Here is a 19,968-nt window from a genome sequence, read left to right as displayed (position 1 = left end):
ATCATATACATTTATATAATCACTAACAGAAAATATTTTCGTACTTACCGAGATAATACCGTGATTGGTTCCTATATAGCTTAGTAATGATATCACTGCTAATGCATATTTTCCTCCCATGTCTTTAATATGTGCAATGAGATTCGTAAAAACCCACAAAAGTATCCCATTATAATTAAAATCTAATCTATAAACAATAAAAAAACTTGCACAAAAATCTATAAGTAAAGTCAAATAATATACTCCTGTATTTTCCCTAACAAATTTTTCTCTGCATATAAAAGAAATTCCCATTATAGCTACTAATACCAAAATTTCTCCTACTAATGCAGAAGGGTTTGCCGGAATCGCATTGACTTTTTCTAAGAAATCACTTGCAACATATGCATCACATATTTTTCTTGTTGTATACAAAATAAATATTGCAATTCCAATCACTGATATACTATTAAAAGCAAATATTATCTTTCTCAAAATTAAACTATAATTTTTTTTCATTATTGCCATCCTGTCATGTCATAAAACTTTAAGTTATCTGCTGTAATTAATTCGACAGGTATTGTAACATGTTTTTTTACAGTTTCCCCTGCCAAATAGCTGTATGCTGTCTGAACTGCCTTTTCACCTATTTTAATTGGTGATTGTGCTGCTGTTCCTTCTAAAAATCCTGCCTTTATCATTGCTTTTCCATCTGGCGAACCATCCACACCATAAACCATAACCTGATCCGTCTTATCAGTCATTTGCATCGCTGCTATGCACCCTAAAGCAATTGGATCATTTCCACCCATTACAACATCATAATTTTTCTTTTCATAAATAATTTTCTCCATAACTTTCATTGCAATTTCAAACTCTGCGGCACTCTCTTTTTCTTCTACTATCTTATATTGTGGATGCCCTTTAATAGTATCCCTAAAACCTTTCACTCTCTCATTAATTGAATTCAATGCTTTCTGATTTACAATTATTATATTTGCACTTGTTTTTTTCTTCATCATATCTTTTGCACATTGAACCCCCGCATCATAGTTATCCGAAACAATCGTGGATACAACCGCTTCTGTATCCGACACTTCAGAATCAATAACAACTACAGGTATATGCTTTTTTTTACATAGTTCAAGTGCAGGCCGAACTTTATTTCGATCTACAGGTTGCAGAAAAAGTACATCAATCCCTTCATTTATCATATCTTTTATCTGTTCATTTTGTTTTTTCTGATCCTGCAGGGGATCTCTTGTAATTAAGATATCCCCCTTTGCCTGCACTGACTCTTCAATATTTTCATCCATATTAACAAAATATGGATTATTCATTGTCATATAAGTAGCTCCAAATTTTAATTGTTTTCGTGTATCTTTTTTTTCATGTATTCCTATTGCTATGAAAAGTGTTGTGCATGCCACAATTATGGCAGCAATCATTTTTTTCTTATCTAGTCTCACGCTTACTTCTCACCTTTTACTTTTTCATATGCATTCTTGTAAATCCCTGATATATCCTGCTGGATAACACTCCACGCAATACATTCGCTGCACTTCTTTTTACATCCTCTTCCAGTATCACTCCCTTGGACACCGCTTTCACAATCTCATCCACCGCACCTGCACTTCCCGGCATAATCAGATCATTCCCGGATGCAATCGCATGTGCCGGATTTCCATATTTACGCCCGGTTGCAAACCAGTCCGTCATTACCAAACCATCAAATCCCCATTCATTTCGAAGCACCTGTGTCAGAAGTCGGTAACTGTTATTGACATATTTACCATTTACTTTGTTATAACTGCTCATAACGGCTCCCGGACCCGCTTCCTTTACCGCAATCTCGAAACCCTTCAGATAGATTTCTCTAAGCGCTCGTTCATTGACATTCACATTGGTCTTATTGCGATTATCCTCCTGATTATTGCAGCAGAAATGCTTCAACGTCACATAACACCCACGATTCTTCTGCACACCTTTTGTAATGGCGGCTGCAAATTTTCCTGAAACCAGTGGATCCTCCGAATAGTATTCAAAATTGCGTCCACAAAGTGGATTTCTGTGAATATTAAGTCCTGGTGCCAGCCAATAGGTTACACCATAACATTCCATCTCTTTTCCAACTGCATTTCCCACTTCTTCCGCCAGTTCCAGATTCCAGCTCGATGCCAGTGAAATCCCGCTTGGGAATGCCGTAGTAAACTGATAGAGCAGATTCGGGCTATCCGGATTTCCAAGCATGATTTTTTTAACCGGCTCCGGAAGATATTTCATACATGAAATATTCGGCTCTATCCCTTTTACCTTTCCGGTGAATGACACAGATGAAACCTTGTTCAGACGAAGCCCTGCCGGTCCATCTGCCATTACTACATTTGGAATTCCTTTTTGCTCCAGTGTTGTGCACGTAACCCCAGCTGCACCTGGCGCTTCAAAGAATCTTGATCCAGTCATACCTCCGCCCACAGACAGTTCTGCCATGTCTCTGAGTGTTAAACGCTCCATCACGGCATCTGTCTCTTCTGAGGAATATATTTTAACCGGACCATATTCATGCACAATTTCTGTTATCTTATCCTCTTCTACCGGAATGCTTCGAATTTTTTCCATATTTTCAATAATAATCTCGCATCCTCTTCCCCAGTTTTGTCTGCAGTCACAGGCTGCATGAAGGATATCTTCTTCCTTTTGTTCCAGTTCTGTCACATGCATTGGGATTTTGCAGATATGCGAGTGTTTTTCTGTTATGATTTCACTGGATAATCTCAAGATTCCGCATACTCTGGTATTCCTGCTGGAATTACCGAGACGGATTACATATTCTCCCTTTTCAAGGACCGTTGCTGCATCTTTTTTCCTGTAGCTAGTCATATCCCGGAGATCAAAACTAAGTATAAGTTTTGCCTTTTCTCCCGGCTTTAATAACTTCGTCTTATGAAATGCAGTCAGCCGCTGTGCTTCCTTTTTAAGTTCCCCGTTCGGACAGCTTACATAGATCTGCACAACTTCTTTACCATCATAAATTCTTCCGGTATTTTCCACTTCTGTATACACATGAATCTTCGTGCCTTCCATCTGCATCTGTTCAAACCGTATTGCAAAATTAGTATACGACATTCCATAGCCAAACGGATATCTTGGTGCCACATGAAATGTATCAAAATAGCGGTATCCTACATAGATACCTTCTCTATAATATTCCTCATCCAGATTACCATTTAGGTAACTGTACTCATCTGCAAACGGAAGATCCCGGTAATGTTTTGCCCAGGTATCTGTAAGTTTCCCTGATGGCGTCTGTTTTCCTGAAATAACATCTGCTAGTGCCAGACCTCCCATTGTACCTAGCTCTCCCATAAAAATAACTGCATTAATTCCGGATATTTCATTTAAGAAATTCAGATCAAATACTCCACCTACATTGATCACTACGATCAGTTTCTTATATCTTTCTGCGCAGAATGCAATATTGATCCGCTCTATCTCTGATAGACCATATTCATTTTCATCCAGTTTTCTGTCTGCCCCTTCACCAGCCTGTCTGGATACCACATAAATACAACTGTCTGTATCCGACTCTTCTATATCCTTCTCCTGTATGGCACGGCCATAAGGATATCTATATGGACTGCTCATCAGGTTCAAAAAATCTGACAGGTTCTTTGGACTTAGTTTTTTCCTGAATTCTTCTGCATATTCCTGTTCACCCTCTTCGAATGCCTGGTCATAATCTTCGATCCACCGCATAGTAGTAACTGTAAATCCTGATTGTTCCAGTCCTTCAAAAACAGAGACTGCATGGCGCTCATTTACTTCTCCTGATCCAGTTCCACCCTTAATCGTCTTCTTCGCACCAGCGCCGTACAAAGCTATCTTTCCTGCCTTCAATGGCAGACTTCCGTCATTTTCTAAAAGAACGATTCCCTCGACTGCCGCTTTATATGCCAGTTTCTTTCCAGACTCTTCCAGTGGTGTAACCGCATCCGTCAGTGCTGCTTTATGAATACTTCTTGTTCTCATACTTCCTGTCCTTCCAGGCATTATTTACCGGATGTTGTAATATATGGTCCGAGTGCTCCTGCTACATTTGAAATCGGCATTGTCTGAAGCCATACCCTTCCTGGTCCACGAACCACGGTATTAAAGATTCCCTCTCCTCCAAACAGCATATTTTTTACTCCAGGAACACTCTTTATCTCTATCTGGCATGAAGCATCCATTGCAGCCAGATGTCCAGTATCTACGACAATTTCCTGTCCGGCGTTCAATTCATACTCCACTACATGTCCGTCAAACTCAGCAAATACAGTTCCCTGACCGGATACCTTCTGCATGATAAATCCCTCTCCGCCAAATAATCCAGAGCTGAACTTCTTATTAAAGAACACAGACAATTCTACCCCTGCTTCGCTTGCAAGGAATGCGCTTTTCTGGAATACCATCTCGCGCCCCGGTCCGATTTCAAATGCTTTGATGGATCCAGGAAAGCACGATGCAAATGCAATCATCCCTTTGCCACCTTGTGCGGTATAAATATTCTGGAATATATGCTCACCGGAAAACATTCTTCCAAATGCCTTGCCGATTCCTCCATTCGTAGTCGTCTCCATCTTCATATTCGGTGACATCCAAGACATTCCGCCTCCTTCTGTGATCATCTTCTCTCCGCCCTCCAGATAGCAGATAACTACCGGTAATGTGTCTCCTTTGATTTCATATCTCATATAAGTTCCCTCCTGAAATTTCTCTTTTAATATACTTTTTCCCGAAAAATTATATTTACATTATAGCATCTACTATCTCTATTCACAATCAGCACTTTATATTTACGTAAAATTTTGTTATATTTTCATCATAACAACTCAAACATGACAAAACGCCAAAAATCTTCCGGGCTTTTCATCCCTTCTGATTTTTGACGTTTTTCTAACATCTTATAATGTTTTTACAAATCTTAAAAATGCTTCTCTTCCCTCTTCTGTACATTTATACACTCCGGCATCCTCAAGTACATGTACAAATACTTCACCGACTTCTTTTTTCAATATATCCATTACATTTTCTTCTGTAATCCCATCATATTTTTTACAAAATGTATCTGCCCAGTCCGCATGCTTTGCAATCTTTTCATTACTTCTGATATCTTTTTTCTGAACCAGATAATCCGCAAGAATCTCCAGCTCTTCTTTTAATCTGGATGGAAGCACCGCAAGTCCCATAACTTCGATCAGTCCGATATTTTCCTTTTTAATATGATGATACTCTGCATGTGGATGATAAACGCCAAGTGGATGTTCTTCGGTTGTGATATTATTCCGAAGAGTCAGATCCAGTTCAAACAATCCATCACGTTTTCTTGCAATCGGGGTAATGGTATTGTGTGGCTCTCCATCTGTATTCGCATAGATGAATGCATCTTCATCTGTATAGTTTCGCCAGCATCTGAGGATATGATCTGCCAGATCTATCAGGCGTTTCTCATCTTTGTGACGGATTCGGATGACAGATAACGGCCATTTTACGATTCCGGCCTCAACATCTTCATATCCCGGGATTGTAATTTTAATCTCGATCGGCGCTTTTGCCATTGCAAATGTATAGTGTCCCCCCTGGAAATGATCGTGACTTAAGATAGAACCGCCAACGATTGGGAGATCTGCATTAGATCCCAGGAAATAATGTGGAAATAATTTTACGAAATCAAATAATTTCTCAAATGCTTTCTTATCAATCTTCATCGGGATATGCTGTCCGTTAAATACGATGCAATGCTCGTTATAGTACACATATGGTGAATACTGGAATCCCCATTTTCCACCTGCAATCTCGATTGGTATAATCCTGTGGTTTTCTCTTGCCGGATGGTCAAGACGTCCTGCATATCCTTCATTTTCCATACAAAGCAGACATTTCGGATATGCGGTATTCTTTGCATTTCTTGCTGCAGCGATCGCCTTTGGATCCTTCTCCGGCTTGGACAGATTAATTGTGATGTCAATCTTACCATATGGGGAATCTACTTTCCACTTCATGTCCTTTTTCACACGGTATCTGCGGATATAATTGCTGTCCTGACTTAATTTGTAGAAATATTCTGTCGCAGCTTCCGGAGATTCTTCATATTTTTCCGCAAATGTCTTCTGTACCTGAGCCGGTCTTGGTACCAGACAATTCATGATCTTCGTATCGAAAAGATCACGGAATCCGATACTGTCTTCAATGATTCCTCTTTTTACCGCCTCATCCAGTAATCCTTCCAGAACTGCTTCCAGCTCGATGGAACTGCTGTCGATTTCTACATCTTCATATGAATCTTCCTGGAATAATTCTAACAATAAATTTGTTGTGTAAATTTTCTCACATTCCGGTGTCAGTCCGGTCTGAATACCATATTCTACCAGTTTCTTAATATTTTCATACAACATATTCTGATCCTTCCGTTCTTTTTTCTATTCTGTGAATTTATACAATCTTTGCTCCGTCACCGATATCTACTACATAGAATTCTGCTTCATGTCCGACTTTTTCTTTATATGTCTTTCCAATCTCCTCGATAAACTTATCTACCGTTCCTTCTTCAACGATGCTGACCGTACATCCGCCGAATCCGCCTCCGGTGATACGTGAACCGATAACCCCCGGCATTGCCTGCGCCAGATCTACCAGAATATCTATCTCTTCACAGGACACTTCATAATCATAACGAAGTGACTCATGAGATGCATTCATAAGCTGTCCGAATAATTTCACATCGTTGTTACGGAGTGCTTCTACTGCACGAATAGTTCTCTGATTCTCATATACCGCATGTTTCGCACGCTTCTGTCTGACCGGATCTTTGATCGCATCCTTGTACTGTTCGAATCCGTCCTCTGTAAGATCTCCAAGTGTCTTTATATCTGTAACTTTCTGAAGTTCCTTTAATGCAGTCTCACATTCATTTCTTCTGTCATTGTAAGCAGAATCAACCAGACTGTGCTTTACCTTACTGTTGATGATCACGATCTTCGCATTTTCAAGAACGACCGGTGCATATTCATATTTTAATGTATTGGTATCCAGGAAAATTGCATGATCTTTCTTACCCATCGCACTTGCGAACTGATCCATAATTCCACAGTTGCATCCATTGAAATTATTCTCCGAATACTGTCCGATCAATGCAAGATCGATCATGGAGAGATCTTCAAATCCAAATGTATCTTTTAACATCAGTCCTGTCAGCACTTCCAGTGATGCGGAAGAAGAAAGTCCGGAACCATTCGGAATATTTCCATAGATCAGGATATCCATTCCATGTGTCAGTTCATACCCTCTCTTTTCGAATGCCCACATTACTCCCTTCGGATAATTCGTCCATCCGGCATTTTTACTCGGAATCAATTCATCGAGACTTGTCTCAATGATTCCAAGCTTTTCAAAGTTCAAAGAGAAGAAACCTAATTTTCTGTCTTCTCTGTTTCTTACCACTGCCCATGTTCCCATTGTCAGTGCACATGGAAATACATGACCTCCGTTATAATCTGTATGTTCTCCGATCAGGTTTACTCGTCCCGGTGCAAAATAAGTACGGATTTCCCCGCCTTCTCCGTATAATTCCTGAAATTTTGCGATCAATTGCTCTTTCTGCATTCCATTACCTCCATTTTTAATACATTTTTATCATTTTTTCTTTCATCCCTTAAGTTTCAGGCCCTCTTTAACATCCACTTACATACTTTTTTGTAGTTGACTGTCTTCTGTTATTGCTATAATATAATCATAATGAGATATGCAAATTCTCACAATAAGAATATTGGCATATTTTATAAGAATATTGAGATTTTATTTGTTTTTGACTTTTATATACGGAGGATGATATGAAAGGTATTCAGATTCTTACAGAAAAAAACAAAAAAGAAGTAAAAGAACACGGAAGTTACACTTTCCCCGTTCAGGTATCCCCAGAGGCAATACAGTCTTATGAACAGCATTCCTTCATGTGGCACTGGCATCCGGAGATCGAACTTACATGGTTCGTATCCGGACAGATGGAATATGTCGTCAATGACCAGCGTTATATTATCTCAGAAGGCGAAGGGATATTCTGCAACAGTAATGCTTTACATGCCGGATATATGATTGATGACCAGGACTGTAATTATATCTCTGTCACATTTCATCCCAAATTCATCTATGGCTACGAGAACAGTATCCTGCAGACCAAATATGTCGATTTTATCACTTCCAACGAATTCTGGTCTTCACTTGTATTAAAACCGGAAATTCCATGGCAAAATGAAATTATCGAATACATAAAAGAAATATATACATTAACCTGCCAGGTTCAATCTTCTTCCGATGCCTTCATTCCCGGATATGAAGGCATAGCGGAACAGCCGGAACTTCCTGACTATGAATTCCGTATTCATCTCCTGCTCTGTGAGATCTGGCACCGGCTTTATCTGCATTATGTCCAGATTGCCCAGGATACTCCGCATCCACAGAAGCATTTACAGCGTTTGAAAGACATTCTTTCTTATCTTCAGGAGCATGCTTCCGAAGAACTCAGTCTCGAAGATATCGCCGCCCACGCCGGACTGTGCAAAAGCGAATGCTGCCGCTTTTTCAAAAAATATATGCGGATGACCATCTTCGATTACCTGCTGTCTACACGGATTCAGAACAGTATTCCACTTCTTATGGACGGGGAGAATATTACTACGATTGCCGGACTTGTAGGATTTTCCTCACCGGCATATTATGGCCAGATTTTCAAGCGTTACATGGGCATGTCACCCAGTCAGTATAAAAAGAATGCCGCCCAGTCACCTTCCGGTGACTAAGCGGCATCTTTTATACATTTTTGCCCTCTCTGTCAAAGTATTCTTTCACAAGTCTGACCACAACTCCTGACAGCAGGAAGACTGCTATCAGGTTCGGGATAACCATCAGACCATTAAATGTCTCTGCAATATTCCACATCAGTCCCAGTTCCATAGTTGCGCCAACAATCGCTACCAGTGCATACAATATCATAAATGGTCTGTTTGCGCGGGTACCAAGCAGGAACTCCACACAACGTGTTCCATAAAGTCCCCATCCAATGATCGTAGAAAATGCAAAGCAGCACATTGCAATGGCCGTAAATATCGATACCCAGCTTCCGTAAGTGGAAGTAAATCCAAGAATCGTAAGTTCTGCACCGGCCGCATCTCCATATCCAACCGATACGCCGCTGCACAGAATGACAAGTGCCGTCAGTGTACAGATCACAATTGTATCTACAAAGACTTCGAATATTCCAAAGAATCCCTGCTTTACAGGCTTTCTTGTATCCGCACATGCATGAGCAATCGAACCAGTACCAAGTCCTGCTTCATTTGAAAAGATTCCCCTGGATACACCTTTTTTCATACTCATGAAGAAAGATCCTACTGCACCGCCGGTCACAGATGCGGGTGAAAAGGCACCTTTAAAAATAGAAGCGAATACTGTCGGGATATTTCTGTAATTCAAGATCACAACTCCGATTGCAAGAATAATATAAATGACCGCCATAAACGGAACCAGCTTTTCCGCTACCTGCCCGATTCGTTTGATTCCTCCAAGAAGGATCAGCCCGATCAATACTGCCAGAATAATTCCGATCACCAGATTCAGAGTACTCACATTCTGTTCACTGATCACACCATAATTATACAGAGCTGAATCAATTGCTGTCGTGATGGTATTGACCTGTGTTGCATTCCCCGTTCCGAATACCGTCAGTACACCAAATGCCGCGAACAGATAGGCCAGCCAGTGCCATTGCTTCTTCAGTCCATTTTTTATGTAGTACATAGGTCCTCCGACCAGATCGCCTTCCGCGTTTTTCTCCCGGAAATGTACCGCAAGCGTTACTTCTGAAAACTTTGTACACATTCCAAGAAGTGCTGATATCCACATCCAGAAGACTGCACCCGGGCCTCCGATCGCGATTGCTCCTGCCACGCCTGCAATATTACCGGTTCCGACGGTCGCAGCCAGTGCCGTACATACTGCCTGGAATGGTGTCAGTGCTCCGTCTGAAGCTTCTCTTTTTTTCAACATCCGGCCGATTGTTACTTTCATCGCATATGGGAATTTACGGATCTGAAGAAATCCGGTTCTGATGCTTAATAAAAGCCCTACTCCTACGATGCAGATCATGGCCGGTACTCCCCAGATGAAGTTATTTACCACATTGTTGATTGATTCGATTGTTGCCAACATTACTTCTAGTCCTTTCCTATCTATAAATCATATTTTTGATTTTGTATCGCGTTACCGCATTATCACATTGAATTTCAACTGTAGCAGTATAGCACGATTTTATATAAAAGTACAGGATTTCTTTTTCTTTATCAAAAGATTACCCGAAATTTCATACACGTACTTCCTTTCTTTTCTAATATTCTTTTCTAGTATTTTTACAACTGGTATGGTATATTTTTTCATAACTGGCTCTTTATCTCATGCCACTACTATTGTACAGTAATGGCAATTACGAAAGGAAAGAGGGTTTTGGTTATGAATTCCAATCTGAAAAAAATAATTATGACAGCATTATTCGCTGCGTTAGCCTGTGTTGCTACAATGTCCATCCGTATTCCGACACCGGGAACCGGCGGATATATCCATCCTGGTGATGCAATCGTAATCCTCGCAGGTATCATCCTTGGTCCTGTATATGGTATGCTTGCCGGTGGTATCGGTTCTGCACTGTCTGACCTGATCGGTGGATATTTTGTATACGTTCCGATCACACTGGTGATCAAGGGGCTTGTCGCACTGGTATCCGGACTGATTTACCAGAAGATGTGCCGTTACGGTAAGAACCGTTACGTCGCAGTTATCCTTGGAGGTATTACAGATATCGTATTCGTCGCCGGTGGATATTTTATCTGCGAGTTCTTCCTGTATGGAAGCGGTGCTGCTGCAAGTATCCCTGCTAATATTATCCAGGGAGTCGGCGGACTTATTATCTCTGCTGTATTATATCCGGTACTGATCGCAATCCCGGATGTACGCCAGGCAGCATACGAGACGAAGAATTAAATTCACTTACATACTTTGTCACCTATAGGACTTGCCATTGGCATCTTCTTTCGAACGCATGGCGAAAAAAAGGATAAGTTCTTTCTCTCTTCATGAAAGAACTTATCCTTTTTCCACATCTTTTTACTTTTTCACTTTACTTATCCACTTTTTCTGCGTTACTTTTTCCACAGGAACATCCGATCACAAATGTAAGGAACAGTATTGCCACGATCATCCATCCGACCAGTACCTTCGTTCCCATCGGCTGGAACTTATCATAATATCCCTTCAGGTAAATGATGATGATCAGAAGCGGTAATCCATAAGACATATATCCCTTGATTCCTGACGGGAACTTCCATCCTTCTCCCTGGTTGATCTCTTTGAGGAAATGGTTCCATCCCCAGCCATTCTTCTTTGTACAGAACAATACATATCCCAGACTTCCAAGTGGAAGCAGGTTATTCGATACGATGAAATCTTCCAGATCCATGATCGTTGAGCCTTCTCCAAGCGGAGTAAATCCGGCTAACACATTGAATCCCATTACGCATGGCATACTTAAAATAATAATCAGGATCAGACTTACCAGTGTACTCTTCTTTCTTGACCATCCGAATAAATCCATATCGAAAGAAATAATATTTTCAAATACGGCAACCAGTGTCGTAAATGCAGCAAAGCTTAAGAACAGGAAGAATAATCCTCCCCATACACGTCCGCCTGCTACCTGTGCGAAAATATTCGGGATCGTGATAAATATAAGGCTCGGGCCTGCTCCCGGTTCAATTCCGTATGCAAAGCATGCAGGGATAATAATGAAACCTGCCATCAGCGCTACGATCGTATCAAGCACGGTAATATTCACAGCCTCTCCGAATAAACGCTGATCTTTTTCCATATAACTTCCAAAGATCAGCATAGCTCCGATACCGATTGATAATGTAAAGAATGCCTGGCTCATAGCCCCGAAAATTACATTTCCGATTCCAATTTCTGCCATCTGTTTGAAATCAGGGATCAGGTAAAAACGAATTCCTGCTCCGGCACCTTTCATCATCACAGAATGGATCGCAAGTACGATCATGATCAAAAGCAGTGCTGTCATCATGAACTTGGAAACTTTTTCGATACCTTTCTGGATTCCAAACGCACATACACCAAATCCAATGATAGATATCAGAATCGTCCAGAATGCCATAAGCGGCATATTTCCTAGCATATCACTGAATCCTGCAGATACAGTCTTCATATCCGCACCCACAAAATCTCCTCTGAAGCTTCTGACGCAATAATACAGCATCCATCCACCAACTGTGGTATAGAACATCATCAGGAAATAGCATCCGATAACACCGATCCATTTCGTAATATGCCACTTTGTTCCTTTTGGTTCCAGTGTCTCATATGCAGCGGCAACACTGTGTCTGCTGGCACGTCCGACACCAAATTCACAGACCATAACCGGGATTCCCATGATCAGAAGGAACACCAGATAGATTAAAATGAATGCAGCCCCGCCGAACTGTCCACACATGTACGGGAACTTCCACACATTTCCAATACCAACGGCACATCCTGCAGATACAAGGATGAAGCCCAGTCTTGATCCAAATGTCTCTCTCTTCATTCCATAAACCTCTCTTTACTTTTCAAGTCAAACATTTTTTATTATATCGTATTTTGTCTACCAAACGCAAGGACTGTCATTATGGAATTTTAAGTTTAAAAAAGATCAAGAAAAGGACCAGGAAATGCACCCTACTCATCTCCTTGTCCTTTCTTTCTCTTTTTATATGATTTTTACTATTATCAGCTCATGGAGTTTTATAAAGCTTTCATCTGGTATGAACTGCCCCACATTCCAGATACTTATGCCGTACAGGCATTCTGAAGAATCTCATTTAAAGCATTTCCGCTGCTTGTGTGGCATCTTACGATTTGTGCATTACATTTTTCCGCTTCTGTTACTGCACAGTGTACCATCTTATGAGATACTGTATTGGTAAATAAGATTAACAGATCGGGACTTCCGATCTTCTCACTTAAGTTTCCTGACATCTGTGTGAATACTTTTGCTTTGCATTTGTACTCTTTACAGATCTTTTTATACTGATGAACCATTCTGTCATGTCCGCCTACGATTACTACACTCATGTACTGCCTCCTTTTATGTAAGTATATTAGTTAGCTTTATCTAACTAATATGATACACTTTTTTTCCGAAAATGGAAGAGGGTGTATTGAAAACTTTTCTCAATACACCCTCTTCCATTAAACACACGGAAAACAAAATCTACAGAACCTGCCACTGGCAGCTTCTTTCGAATGCATGGTGATAAATAAAAACCGGAACCACTCACCTCCACAGCATATGATCCCGGCTTCCACTCACATCATTCTCTACATATCTTCATATTTCATCAGATACTTACAAATCTTCTGCAAATCTTCTTCCTCACTTGCAACGATCTCCAAATGCAGTTCATCTGCTCTGGAGAAAAGCTGTGTCATAGACATAAACTGGCAGAGTTTTGATTTCATGTTCAATCTGTCTCCCTCACCTGTCAGTAATTCTACACGACCTTTGCAATCGTCAACAACTTTAAAGAATTCCTGCGCATTTGTAATTTTATTAATTTTCATAGCTGGTCTCCTTTTACAATGTGTAATAATCCGTTTCTTTTGATATTCCATCGATTCTTACACCTAGTGTATCATATAATGATTTCTTCAATCTTTCTGCATCTCTATCTTTCAGAGCATCGATATATCCCTGATGTTCTGCAATCATATTCTTGGCTCCATTCGTATTCTTTATCACATCCCGGCCATATATCAGTTTAAAAAATGATAACGTATCCCATAATGATTCTATCATCGCACATACTCTGTCCATTTCGCTGATGGAATAGATTGCAAAATGAAATTTTCGATTTTGCAAGTATAACTTTTTTGCATCAATCTCATCTGCTTCAACAATTGGAATATATTCCTTATGTATCTCTTCCAGTTCGTGTATCTGTTCTTCCGTAATCTTTTTACACGCTTCTCCAGCTGCAAGCGGCTCTAACAACTGACGCATCAGATATATTTGTAAAACATCCTCCTGTTCCAGCGAAACAAGTTTTACCCCTACATAAGGAATCGATTCAGCCAGTCCCATTTTTTCCAGACTCTTCAAAGCCTCTCTGATTGGCATACGACTGACTCCAAGCTGACGGGCAAGCTCTTCTGTATTCAGCTTTTCCCCCATCTTCAACTTTCCATCCATAATCCAATCCATCAGTTTGTTCAATACCTGCATTGGCAATGTATCTCTTTGCAGCATCATTGAATCATCTTGACCCATTGTCACTCGGTTACTCATATATAGCACTACTCTCTTATCTAAAATATTTACAGACCAAGCTTTTCTACCACTTTGTCCAAAATAGCAACCTGAGCTGTCTCTTCGACTAACTCAGCTGTATGCTCTGCAGCCAGTGGATCTTTTCCCATTGCAACTACACCATGATCTGCCAGTAAGAAGGCATTGATATTCGGTGTCTTTTCAAACATTGCTTCTACCATCGGTACGTCTTCCGGTCTCACCATTGCTGCATGTACGTCTAAGGTTGGATATCCTTCCGGATTCTTCAGTTTGGAATGCCATGTTACAAGCGGCAGGTCTTTCTTAGAGGATGACCATCCGATCGCATATGGAGAATGTACATGTACGACAGACTGTACATCTGGTTTCAATTTATAGATGTAGCCGTGCAGTAATGCTTCTCTCGTCGGCTTTCCTGTTCCTTCGATCACATTCCCGTCAAAATCCGTAATTAAAAATCCTTCTGGTGTGCAGTCACCCAGAGAACCGCCGCTTGCTTTTACAAGCATTGTCTCTGTTCCAGGTATTCTGGCACTTACGTTTCCTCCACTACCAGTCTGTATCCCTCTATTATAAGCTCTTTTACTTGCAATAACAAGTTTTTCTGCGATTTCATATGCTTTCTGATCCATAACTGCTATATCCTCCTGCTTTTTTAATTCTCCCCAAAGTTCTGTGGTAATTTTCCCTGTTTTTTCATTTCATCTACAATATAATGTGCTGCTTTCACGCCAAATTCCGGAGTATCCAGATTATGTGGAATCACGATAACTTCTACGTTGTCATTTACGTTTTCAATGATTGTCTGAATCAGTACTGAATCACTCTTCGGCTCGTATAATTCCTGTCCTTCCAGAGTATTGTGTCTCATTCCCTTGGTAGGAATCAGAAGTTTCACCGGATAAGTAACCTTGCTGAGTCTTTCTGCCAGGATTTTTCCTAATGCTTCGGCTTCTTCTGGAAGGATCTTGATATGTGCTGTATTAGCATTGTGAAGCATATATTTTCTTTCGTCCATTCTATCTGGAAGTTCGCTTGTACTGAAGTCTACAAAATCAAGTCCACCAAGGCTGATAACCAATGGTACTTTCTTCTCTACAGATTCTACCAGACGGATTTTTGCTTTCGGACCATATGAGAATCCACCTCCGAAATATTCGGATGTCAGTTCATGTAAAGTCAGATCCAGAATTCCATCTACCAGGCCATTTGCTGCCATATCTTCCATTGTTGCTCCACCGACTCCTGTTGCGTGGAAACCAATCACTTCAAGTCCCATCTTCTCTAATTCTTCTACTGCTGCAACAGCTCCTGTATTTGTTACACCCATCAATGTAACTGCAACAACCGGTTTATCACCTTTTGTCAGAACCTGTCCTGCACATTTTACCATTCCCACGCAACAAGCACAGGCATTGGAGATGACCTGACGTGTTACAATATTAAGTCCTGTAAAATCACAGATTGCAGGCATAACCGTAATATCTTTATCCCCTACAACAAGGTCAAATTTTCTTGTTCCGCTTGCTACAGTTGTAGCCATAACTTTTGGAAAACCAATCGGCAGTTTCTGCATTGCATTTGCCGCCATGACTGTGTTCTGAAGTCCTCCGCCAGAAATTATTCCGTCAATCTTTCCTTCTTCATATAATTTTACTACATAAGCTGCAACGGCATCTTTCATGTAGTCTATCTTTTCACCTTTTGATTTTGGTTCCATCTCTTCCCAAGGTGTGCCATAACTTTCTGCGATTTCTTCTCTTGAGATGTCATAATTATAAGATGGTGCAGGACCTGTTGCTGTATTGATAACCAGAGCATTTAATCCTTCATTTTTAATAAAATCGCTGATAAACTTCGCTTCTTTGAACTTTGTATCGCAACTTTCGATTACCGCTATCGTCTTCATATTCTCCATTAATCTCCTTCTATACAGATATTGTGAAGACCACCCCTTTGGATAACCTCCACAACATCCCACTCTCGTCCAGATTCTTATTCTCTCTCGACTATATCACATATTAGTTCTGGCTGAAATATTTTGTCTCAGCTTTCTTTGCTGCTTTTCTAGCATCTTTGTCAATGATTGCTGTCTTGTACTCATCGAATACGAAGTCAGTATCTTTCTTTCCGATTACCGGAAGTTTATTGTCATGAGAATCTTCATATTTCTCTACTGCTGCAGATAAGATTACGTCATGAGCAAGTAACAGATGTTTGTGAGGATCTACTCCTGCCTCTTTACAACGACGGACTGTATCACGTACTGTCTTCCATGCAGCTACGATATCAACATAACGTCCTGGAGGGCAGATGTCGTAATGTAATTCATCCTGCATTTCCTGTGGAGCATCAATGTTACCCATTACGAATACGGAATCTCCAACGCAGAAGTATGGTCCTTCTTCTGTCTCAACAACAACTGTCATATGTCCTGGACAATGTCCAAATGACTCGTATACGCTTACGCCCGGTGCGATTTCAACTTCGCCTTTTACGGTTTCAAATCTTTCATATACGCCTGGCTGATCGTATGGTGCAATGAACTGGTCTCCACATGTTACATCACCATCTTTTGCGATGATCGGACGGCAGTATGATTTGTAGTGAAGCGGTACTGGATTGTGTGCATAATCCCATTCAACTTCGTTGCAGATAAAACGAGCTTTTGTAAATTTCTCAAGGTAGAAGATATGATCCCAGTGAAGATGTGTAAATAATACGATATCTACATCTGATGGTTTGTATCCTACCTGAGCCAGACGTGACTCGATGTCATCGATTCCTGGTCTCTGAAGAGATGGTCCGTGATGATATTTGTCTGCATGCTCTGTCCATGACATACCTGTGTCAACCAGGATCAGCTGATCGCCGCCTTCAATTAAGAATGTCATATCTGGAAGCTGATCTGATTCATTTGTGATACCCATTTTTTCAACATATTTCTTGCATGAGAAATGATACCAGTATTCCAGTGGTTTTGTTGGGATGTAGCCTGAGTTAAGTGGTCTGATTGTTAATGACATAATATAGTCCTCTCTTTCTTATTGTATATGTAGTGTTATTTGTTTCCTATTAAAATTTTGAATATATTTAATAATTTATATTACTTTTATGCTCCTTGTTTTTCCTTTGCCTCGCGTTCTGCGATCGCTGCATCAGAATAAATACCAAGTTTTTTCTTTCTCATGTGTTTATCACACATAGATGTAATGATTGGTGCGGTAAACGCTGTTACAATGGCTGCTACTGCAAGCTGTGCTGTTGCCGTACTTGCTGCTGACTGCCATGCCGGATCAACCTCTGCAAGAGAAGCCGGAACACTTGTTGCATTTGCTGCTGTCGTACCGATTGCAGCTCCCATAGCATTTCTCTTGTTCTTTGGCAGTGTAAGCTGGAACAGGAAGTAGAATAAAAATGCTGACAGTGCTGAGATGATTGCCAGTACTACTCCGCCAACTCCACCTAATGCAATACTCTTAAGACTCATTCCTGCTCCGATTGGGATCATCATGAAGAATGTGATGATCGGCATTGCATCTGCTGCAACTTTACGGAATGTCTTGTCCAGATTTCCCCAGATAATACCGATGATCAGAGGAATCAGTGTTGCGATAAATGATTCGATCGGGATGGAAGCCATACCAGCTGTTCCCATAGCAATCATTGTAAAGAATGGTCCGTCGTTCAGTGATAAGATAGAAATTGCTCCGGCATCTGTTTCATCACCATACTGCTGCGCAAGTCCTAAGTACAATCCTCCGGCTGAGTTTGTGATACCGGCGATCATTGCCATGGAAGTGATTCCACAGAATCCTGCGGCTCCGCCGATCTTTGCTACCAGAAGTCCGAGTACAATACCAACTACAAATTTCATAAGAGTCAGTGTACATCCTTTGTACAGCGGCATTCCGATCTTCTTTACATCGATGGATGCTCCGTTCAGTAAGAGGAACATTCCTAACAGACAGGCGGTTCCGGTTTTGAACATTCCAGATGTAAATCCTCCGATCTCAAGTACATTTGGAATAAATGTGTTAGCAAGTACTCCGATCAGCATTGGCACAATGATTAATCCCCCAGGTACCTTCTGCATAAGTTTAAAAAAACTTTTTTCTTCCTTCATCCTTTCTTTACCTCCTTAGTTTTGTTGTTTGGATATTGGATATTGGATACAATTCATCGTGCTTTTATCATACAGCTGGATCCAATCTTTGTCAACATGACTAATTATCTAATTTCCCCATTCGTTTTTTGTGCATTTTTAACAATTGTGTTCTGCATATACTTTCATTGCATCACGAATCAATGTGTCGAACTTATCTGCATCCCATGCAGCTCTTCCGACAAAAAGACCATCTATCGATGGCTGTACGATCAGTGACTCCGCATTGCCCGGATTGACACTTCCACCGTACAGGACAGGAATTTCCTCAGATTTTTCACCAAAGATCTCGTATAATGCAGTTTTGATTTCCTTGTGCATAGCTTCTGCATAATCCGCAGATGCAGGTGTTCCATTGACACCGATAGACCATACCGGTTCATATGCCACCCAGATATTCTTGCACTCTTCCGGTGACACACCGTAGAATCCTATTTTGAGCTGGCTGCGCAGAGTCTCTGCACTGATTCCATATTCTTTCTGCTCTGCTGTTTCGCCGATACAAAGTAACGTCTTAAACCCATGTGACAGGGCCGCTTTCACCTTTTTATTCTCTTCTACATCACTTTCGCCGAATACATGCCGTCTCTCAGAGTGTCCGATCATCACAAGATCCAGCCCCATCTCTTCTAACATGCATGGTGAAATCTCGCCTGTAAACTGTCCCTGGTCTTCCCAGCACATATTCTGGGCACCAAGTCTTACAAATTCACGGTCACAGCAGCTTGTTGCAGTCTGAAGCGTCGTATAAGACGGAATGATAAAAAGCTCGATATCATCTCTGCTGATGTCCTTTGTATTTTCAACCAGTTTCTGAAGATATTCTCTGGTCGCACTGATGCCCTTATACATCTTCAGATTACTTCCGAAATATAGTTTTTTCATAGAATTTTCCTCTCTTTTAGCGGTTCTGATCATACTCTCTGAATGCATCTACTTTAGGCTGTGAAGAACATCCCGGTACGAATTCGTTCGTAAAGAAAGCGTCCACAAGCATCTCACGTACTTTTGCACCTGTCGTGAATGCTCCCATACAGACAATGTTGGCATCGTTACTGAGTCTTGCTCTTGTCGCAGAATATACGTCAGATACCAGTGCGGCATATGCACCTTTTACCTTATTGGCAGCAATAGATACCCCAAGCCCTGTTCCGCAGATCAGCACACCTCTGTCATATTCCCCGGATGCTACATGTTCTGCTACATCAATTGCTACATTCGCATAGATCGGATCTTCACTTCCGAAGTCTGTCACCTCTCCATAGCCTTTCTTTTCAATGTAAGCAATGATTTCCTGCTTTGCTTCTTCTGCATTTGGATCACAACCGATTGCAATTTTCATGTTCATTTCCTCCTTCTTTGTATCGGATATTGGATATTGGATACGATTTATGTTTTTTAT

At 40.8% G+C, this 19,968-nt stretch carries 18 protein-coding genes and 1 pseudogene; 2 read left to right on the top strand and 17 right to left on the bottom strand.

Going from position 1 to position 19,968, the window contains the following annotated elements; all coding sequences use genetic code 11:
- The 6 genes and pseudogenes from NCY30_RS09825 to NCY30_RS09800 form a co-directional block, all read right to left on the bottom strand.
- Positions 1-498, bottom strand: a pseudogene (locus NCY30_RS09825) (sensor histidine kinase); the annotation flags it as partial.
- Complete coding sequence (locus NCY30_RS09820) at positions 498-1,448, bottom strand: sugar ABC transporter substrate-binding protein (protein WP_250818702.1); 951 nt, start codon at positions 1,446-1,448, stop codon at positions 498-500. The gene NCY30_RS09820 and the pseudogene NCY30_RS09825, both read right to left, overlap by 1 nt.
- 16 nt (positions 1,449-1,464) lie before the next feature.
- Positions 1,465-4,008 (bottom strand): glycoside hydrolase family 3 protein, encoded by a 2,544-nt coding sequence (locus NCY30_RS09815; protein ID WP_243856992.1) that lies wholly within the window; start codon positions 4,006-4,008, stop codon positions 1,465-1,467.
- A gap of 20 nt (positions 4,009-4,028) precedes the next feature.
- Positions 4,029-4,712: a TIGR00266 family protein gene (locus NCY30_RS09810; protein WP_139009395.1), complete on the bottom strand. Its 684-nt coding sequence runs from the start codon at positions 4,710-4,712 to the stop codon at positions 4,029-4,031.
- Between the two features lie 210 nt (positions 4,713-4,922).
- Positions 4,923-6,413 (bottom strand): UDP-glucose--hexose-1-phosphate uridylyltransferase, encoded by a 1,491-nt coding sequence (gene galT, locus NCY30_RS09805; RefSeq protein WP_195369502.1) that lies wholly within the window; start codon positions 6,411-6,413, stop codon positions 4,923-4,925.
- Between the two features lie 37 nt (positions 6,414-6,450).
- Positions 6,451-7,620: a galactokinase gene (locus NCY30_RS09800; RefSeq protein ID WP_006428505.1), complete on the bottom strand. Its 1,170-nt coding sequence runs from the start codon at positions 7,618-7,620 to the stop codon at positions 6,451-6,453.
- A gap of 227 nt (positions 7,621-7,847) precedes the next feature.
- Between NCY30_RS09800 and NCY30_RS09795 the strand changes: the two genes are divergently transcribed.
- The gene (locus NCY30_RS09795; RefSeq protein ID WP_055182137.1) at positions 7,848-8,813 is read left to right on the top strand and encodes an AraC family transcriptional regulator; all 966 of its coding nucleotides are present in this window, start codon (positions 7,848-7,850) and stop codon (positions 8,811-8,813) included.
- 10 nt (positions 8,814-8,823) lie between these two features.
- On the opposite strand, the gene NCY30_RS09790 is transcribed toward NCY30_RS09795, so the two are convergent.
- On the bottom strand, positions 8,824-10,221 hold the full coding sequence (locus NCY30_RS09790) for an alanine/glycine:cation symporter family protein (RefSeq protein WP_250818701.1): 1,398 nt from the start codon (positions 10,219-10,221) through the stop codon (positions 8,824-8,826).
- Positions 10,222-10,518: 297 nt separating this feature from the next.
- Between NCY30_RS09790 and NCY30_RS09785 the strand changes: the two genes are divergently transcribed.
- Positions 10,519-11,046, top strand: a complete 528-nt coding sequence (locus NCY30_RS09785; protein WP_055182132.1) for an ECF transporter S component — start codon at positions 10,519-10,521, stop codon at positions 11,044-11,046.
- Between the two features lie 136 nt (positions 11,047-11,182).
- Here NCY30_RS09785 and NCY30_RS09780 read toward each other — a convergent pair whose 3' ends face one another.
- From NCY30_RS09780 to NCY30_RS09735, 10 genes are all read right to left on the bottom strand, one after another.
- A complete protein-coding gene (locus NCY30_RS09780; RefSeq protein WP_250818700.1) occupies positions 11,183-12,658 on the bottom strand; it encodes a sodium-dependent transporter in 1,476 nt (491 codons plus the stop codon).
- A gap of 242 nt (positions 12,659-12,900) precedes the next feature.
- The gene (locus tag NCY30_RS09775) at positions 12,901-13,185 is read right to left on the bottom strand and encodes a DUF2325 domain-containing protein (RefSeq protein WP_006428500.1); all 285 of its coding nucleotides are present in this window, start codon (positions 13,183-13,185) and stop codon (positions 12,901-12,903) included.
- Positions 13,186-13,431: 246 nt separating this feature from the next.
- On the bottom strand, positions 13,432-13,674 hold the full coding sequence (locus NCY30_RS09770) for a hypothetical protein (protein ID WP_006428499.1): 243 nt from the start codon (positions 13,672-13,674) through the stop codon (positions 13,432-13,434).
- Between the two features lie 13 nt (positions 13,675-13,687).
- Positions 13,688-14,398 carry a GntR family transcriptional regulator gene (locus tag NCY30_RS09765; RefSeq protein WP_022415635.1) on the bottom strand — a complete coding sequence of 237 codons (711 nt, stop codon included), beginning with the start codon at positions 14,396-14,398 and terminating at the stop codon, positions 13,688-13,690.
- A 29-nt stretch (positions 14,399-14,427) separates the two neighbouring features.
- Complete coding sequence (locus tag NCY30_RS09760; RefSeq protein WP_006428497.1) at positions 14,428-15,033, bottom strand: class II aldolase/adducin family protein; 606 nt, start codon at positions 15,031-15,033, stop codon at positions 14,428-14,430.
- Positions 15,034-15,056: 23 nt separating this feature from the next.
- A complete protein-coding gene (locus tag NCY30_RS09755; RefSeq protein ID WP_250818699.1) occupies positions 15,057-16,310 on the bottom strand; it encodes a Tm-1-like ATP-binding domain-containing protein in 1,254 nt (417 codons plus the stop codon).
- A gap of 112 nt (positions 16,311-16,422) precedes the next feature.
- Positions 16,423-17,427, bottom strand: a complete 1,005-nt coding sequence (locus NCY30_RS09750; RefSeq protein WP_044920409.1) for an N-acyl homoserine lactonase family protein — start codon at positions 17,425-17,427, stop codon at positions 16,423-16,425.
- 86 nt (positions 17,428-17,513) lie between these two features.
- Positions 17,514-18,527 (bottom strand): 2-keto-3-deoxygluconate permease, encoded by a 1,014-nt coding sequence (locus NCY30_RS09745; RefSeq protein WP_006428494.1) that lies wholly within the window; start codon positions 18,525-18,527, stop codon positions 17,514-17,516.
- 138 nt (positions 18,528-18,665) lie between these two features.
- Positions 18,666-19,451: a triose-phosphate isomerase gene (locus NCY30_RS09740; protein ID WP_044920407.1), complete on the bottom strand. Its 786-nt coding sequence runs from the start codon at positions 19,449-19,451 to the stop codon at positions 18,666-18,668.
- A gap of 16 nt (positions 19,452-19,467) precedes the next feature.
- Complete coding sequence (locus tag NCY30_RS09735; protein WP_044920405.1) at positions 19,468-19,908, bottom strand: RpiB/LacA/LacB family sugar-phosphate isomerase; 441 nt, start codon at positions 19,906-19,908, stop codon at positions 19,468-19,470.
- Positions 19,909-19,968: the final 60 nt, after the last annotated feature.

This window comes from Dorea sp. MB18-49 (genome assembly GCF_023669465.1).
Lineage (GTDB): Bacteria > Bacillota > Clostridia > Lachnospirales > Lachnospiraceae > Dorea_A > Dorea_A longicatena.
The sequence above is the reverse complement of the archived record's forward strand: the minus strand, read 5'-3'. Positions and strand labels throughout refer to the sequence as shown.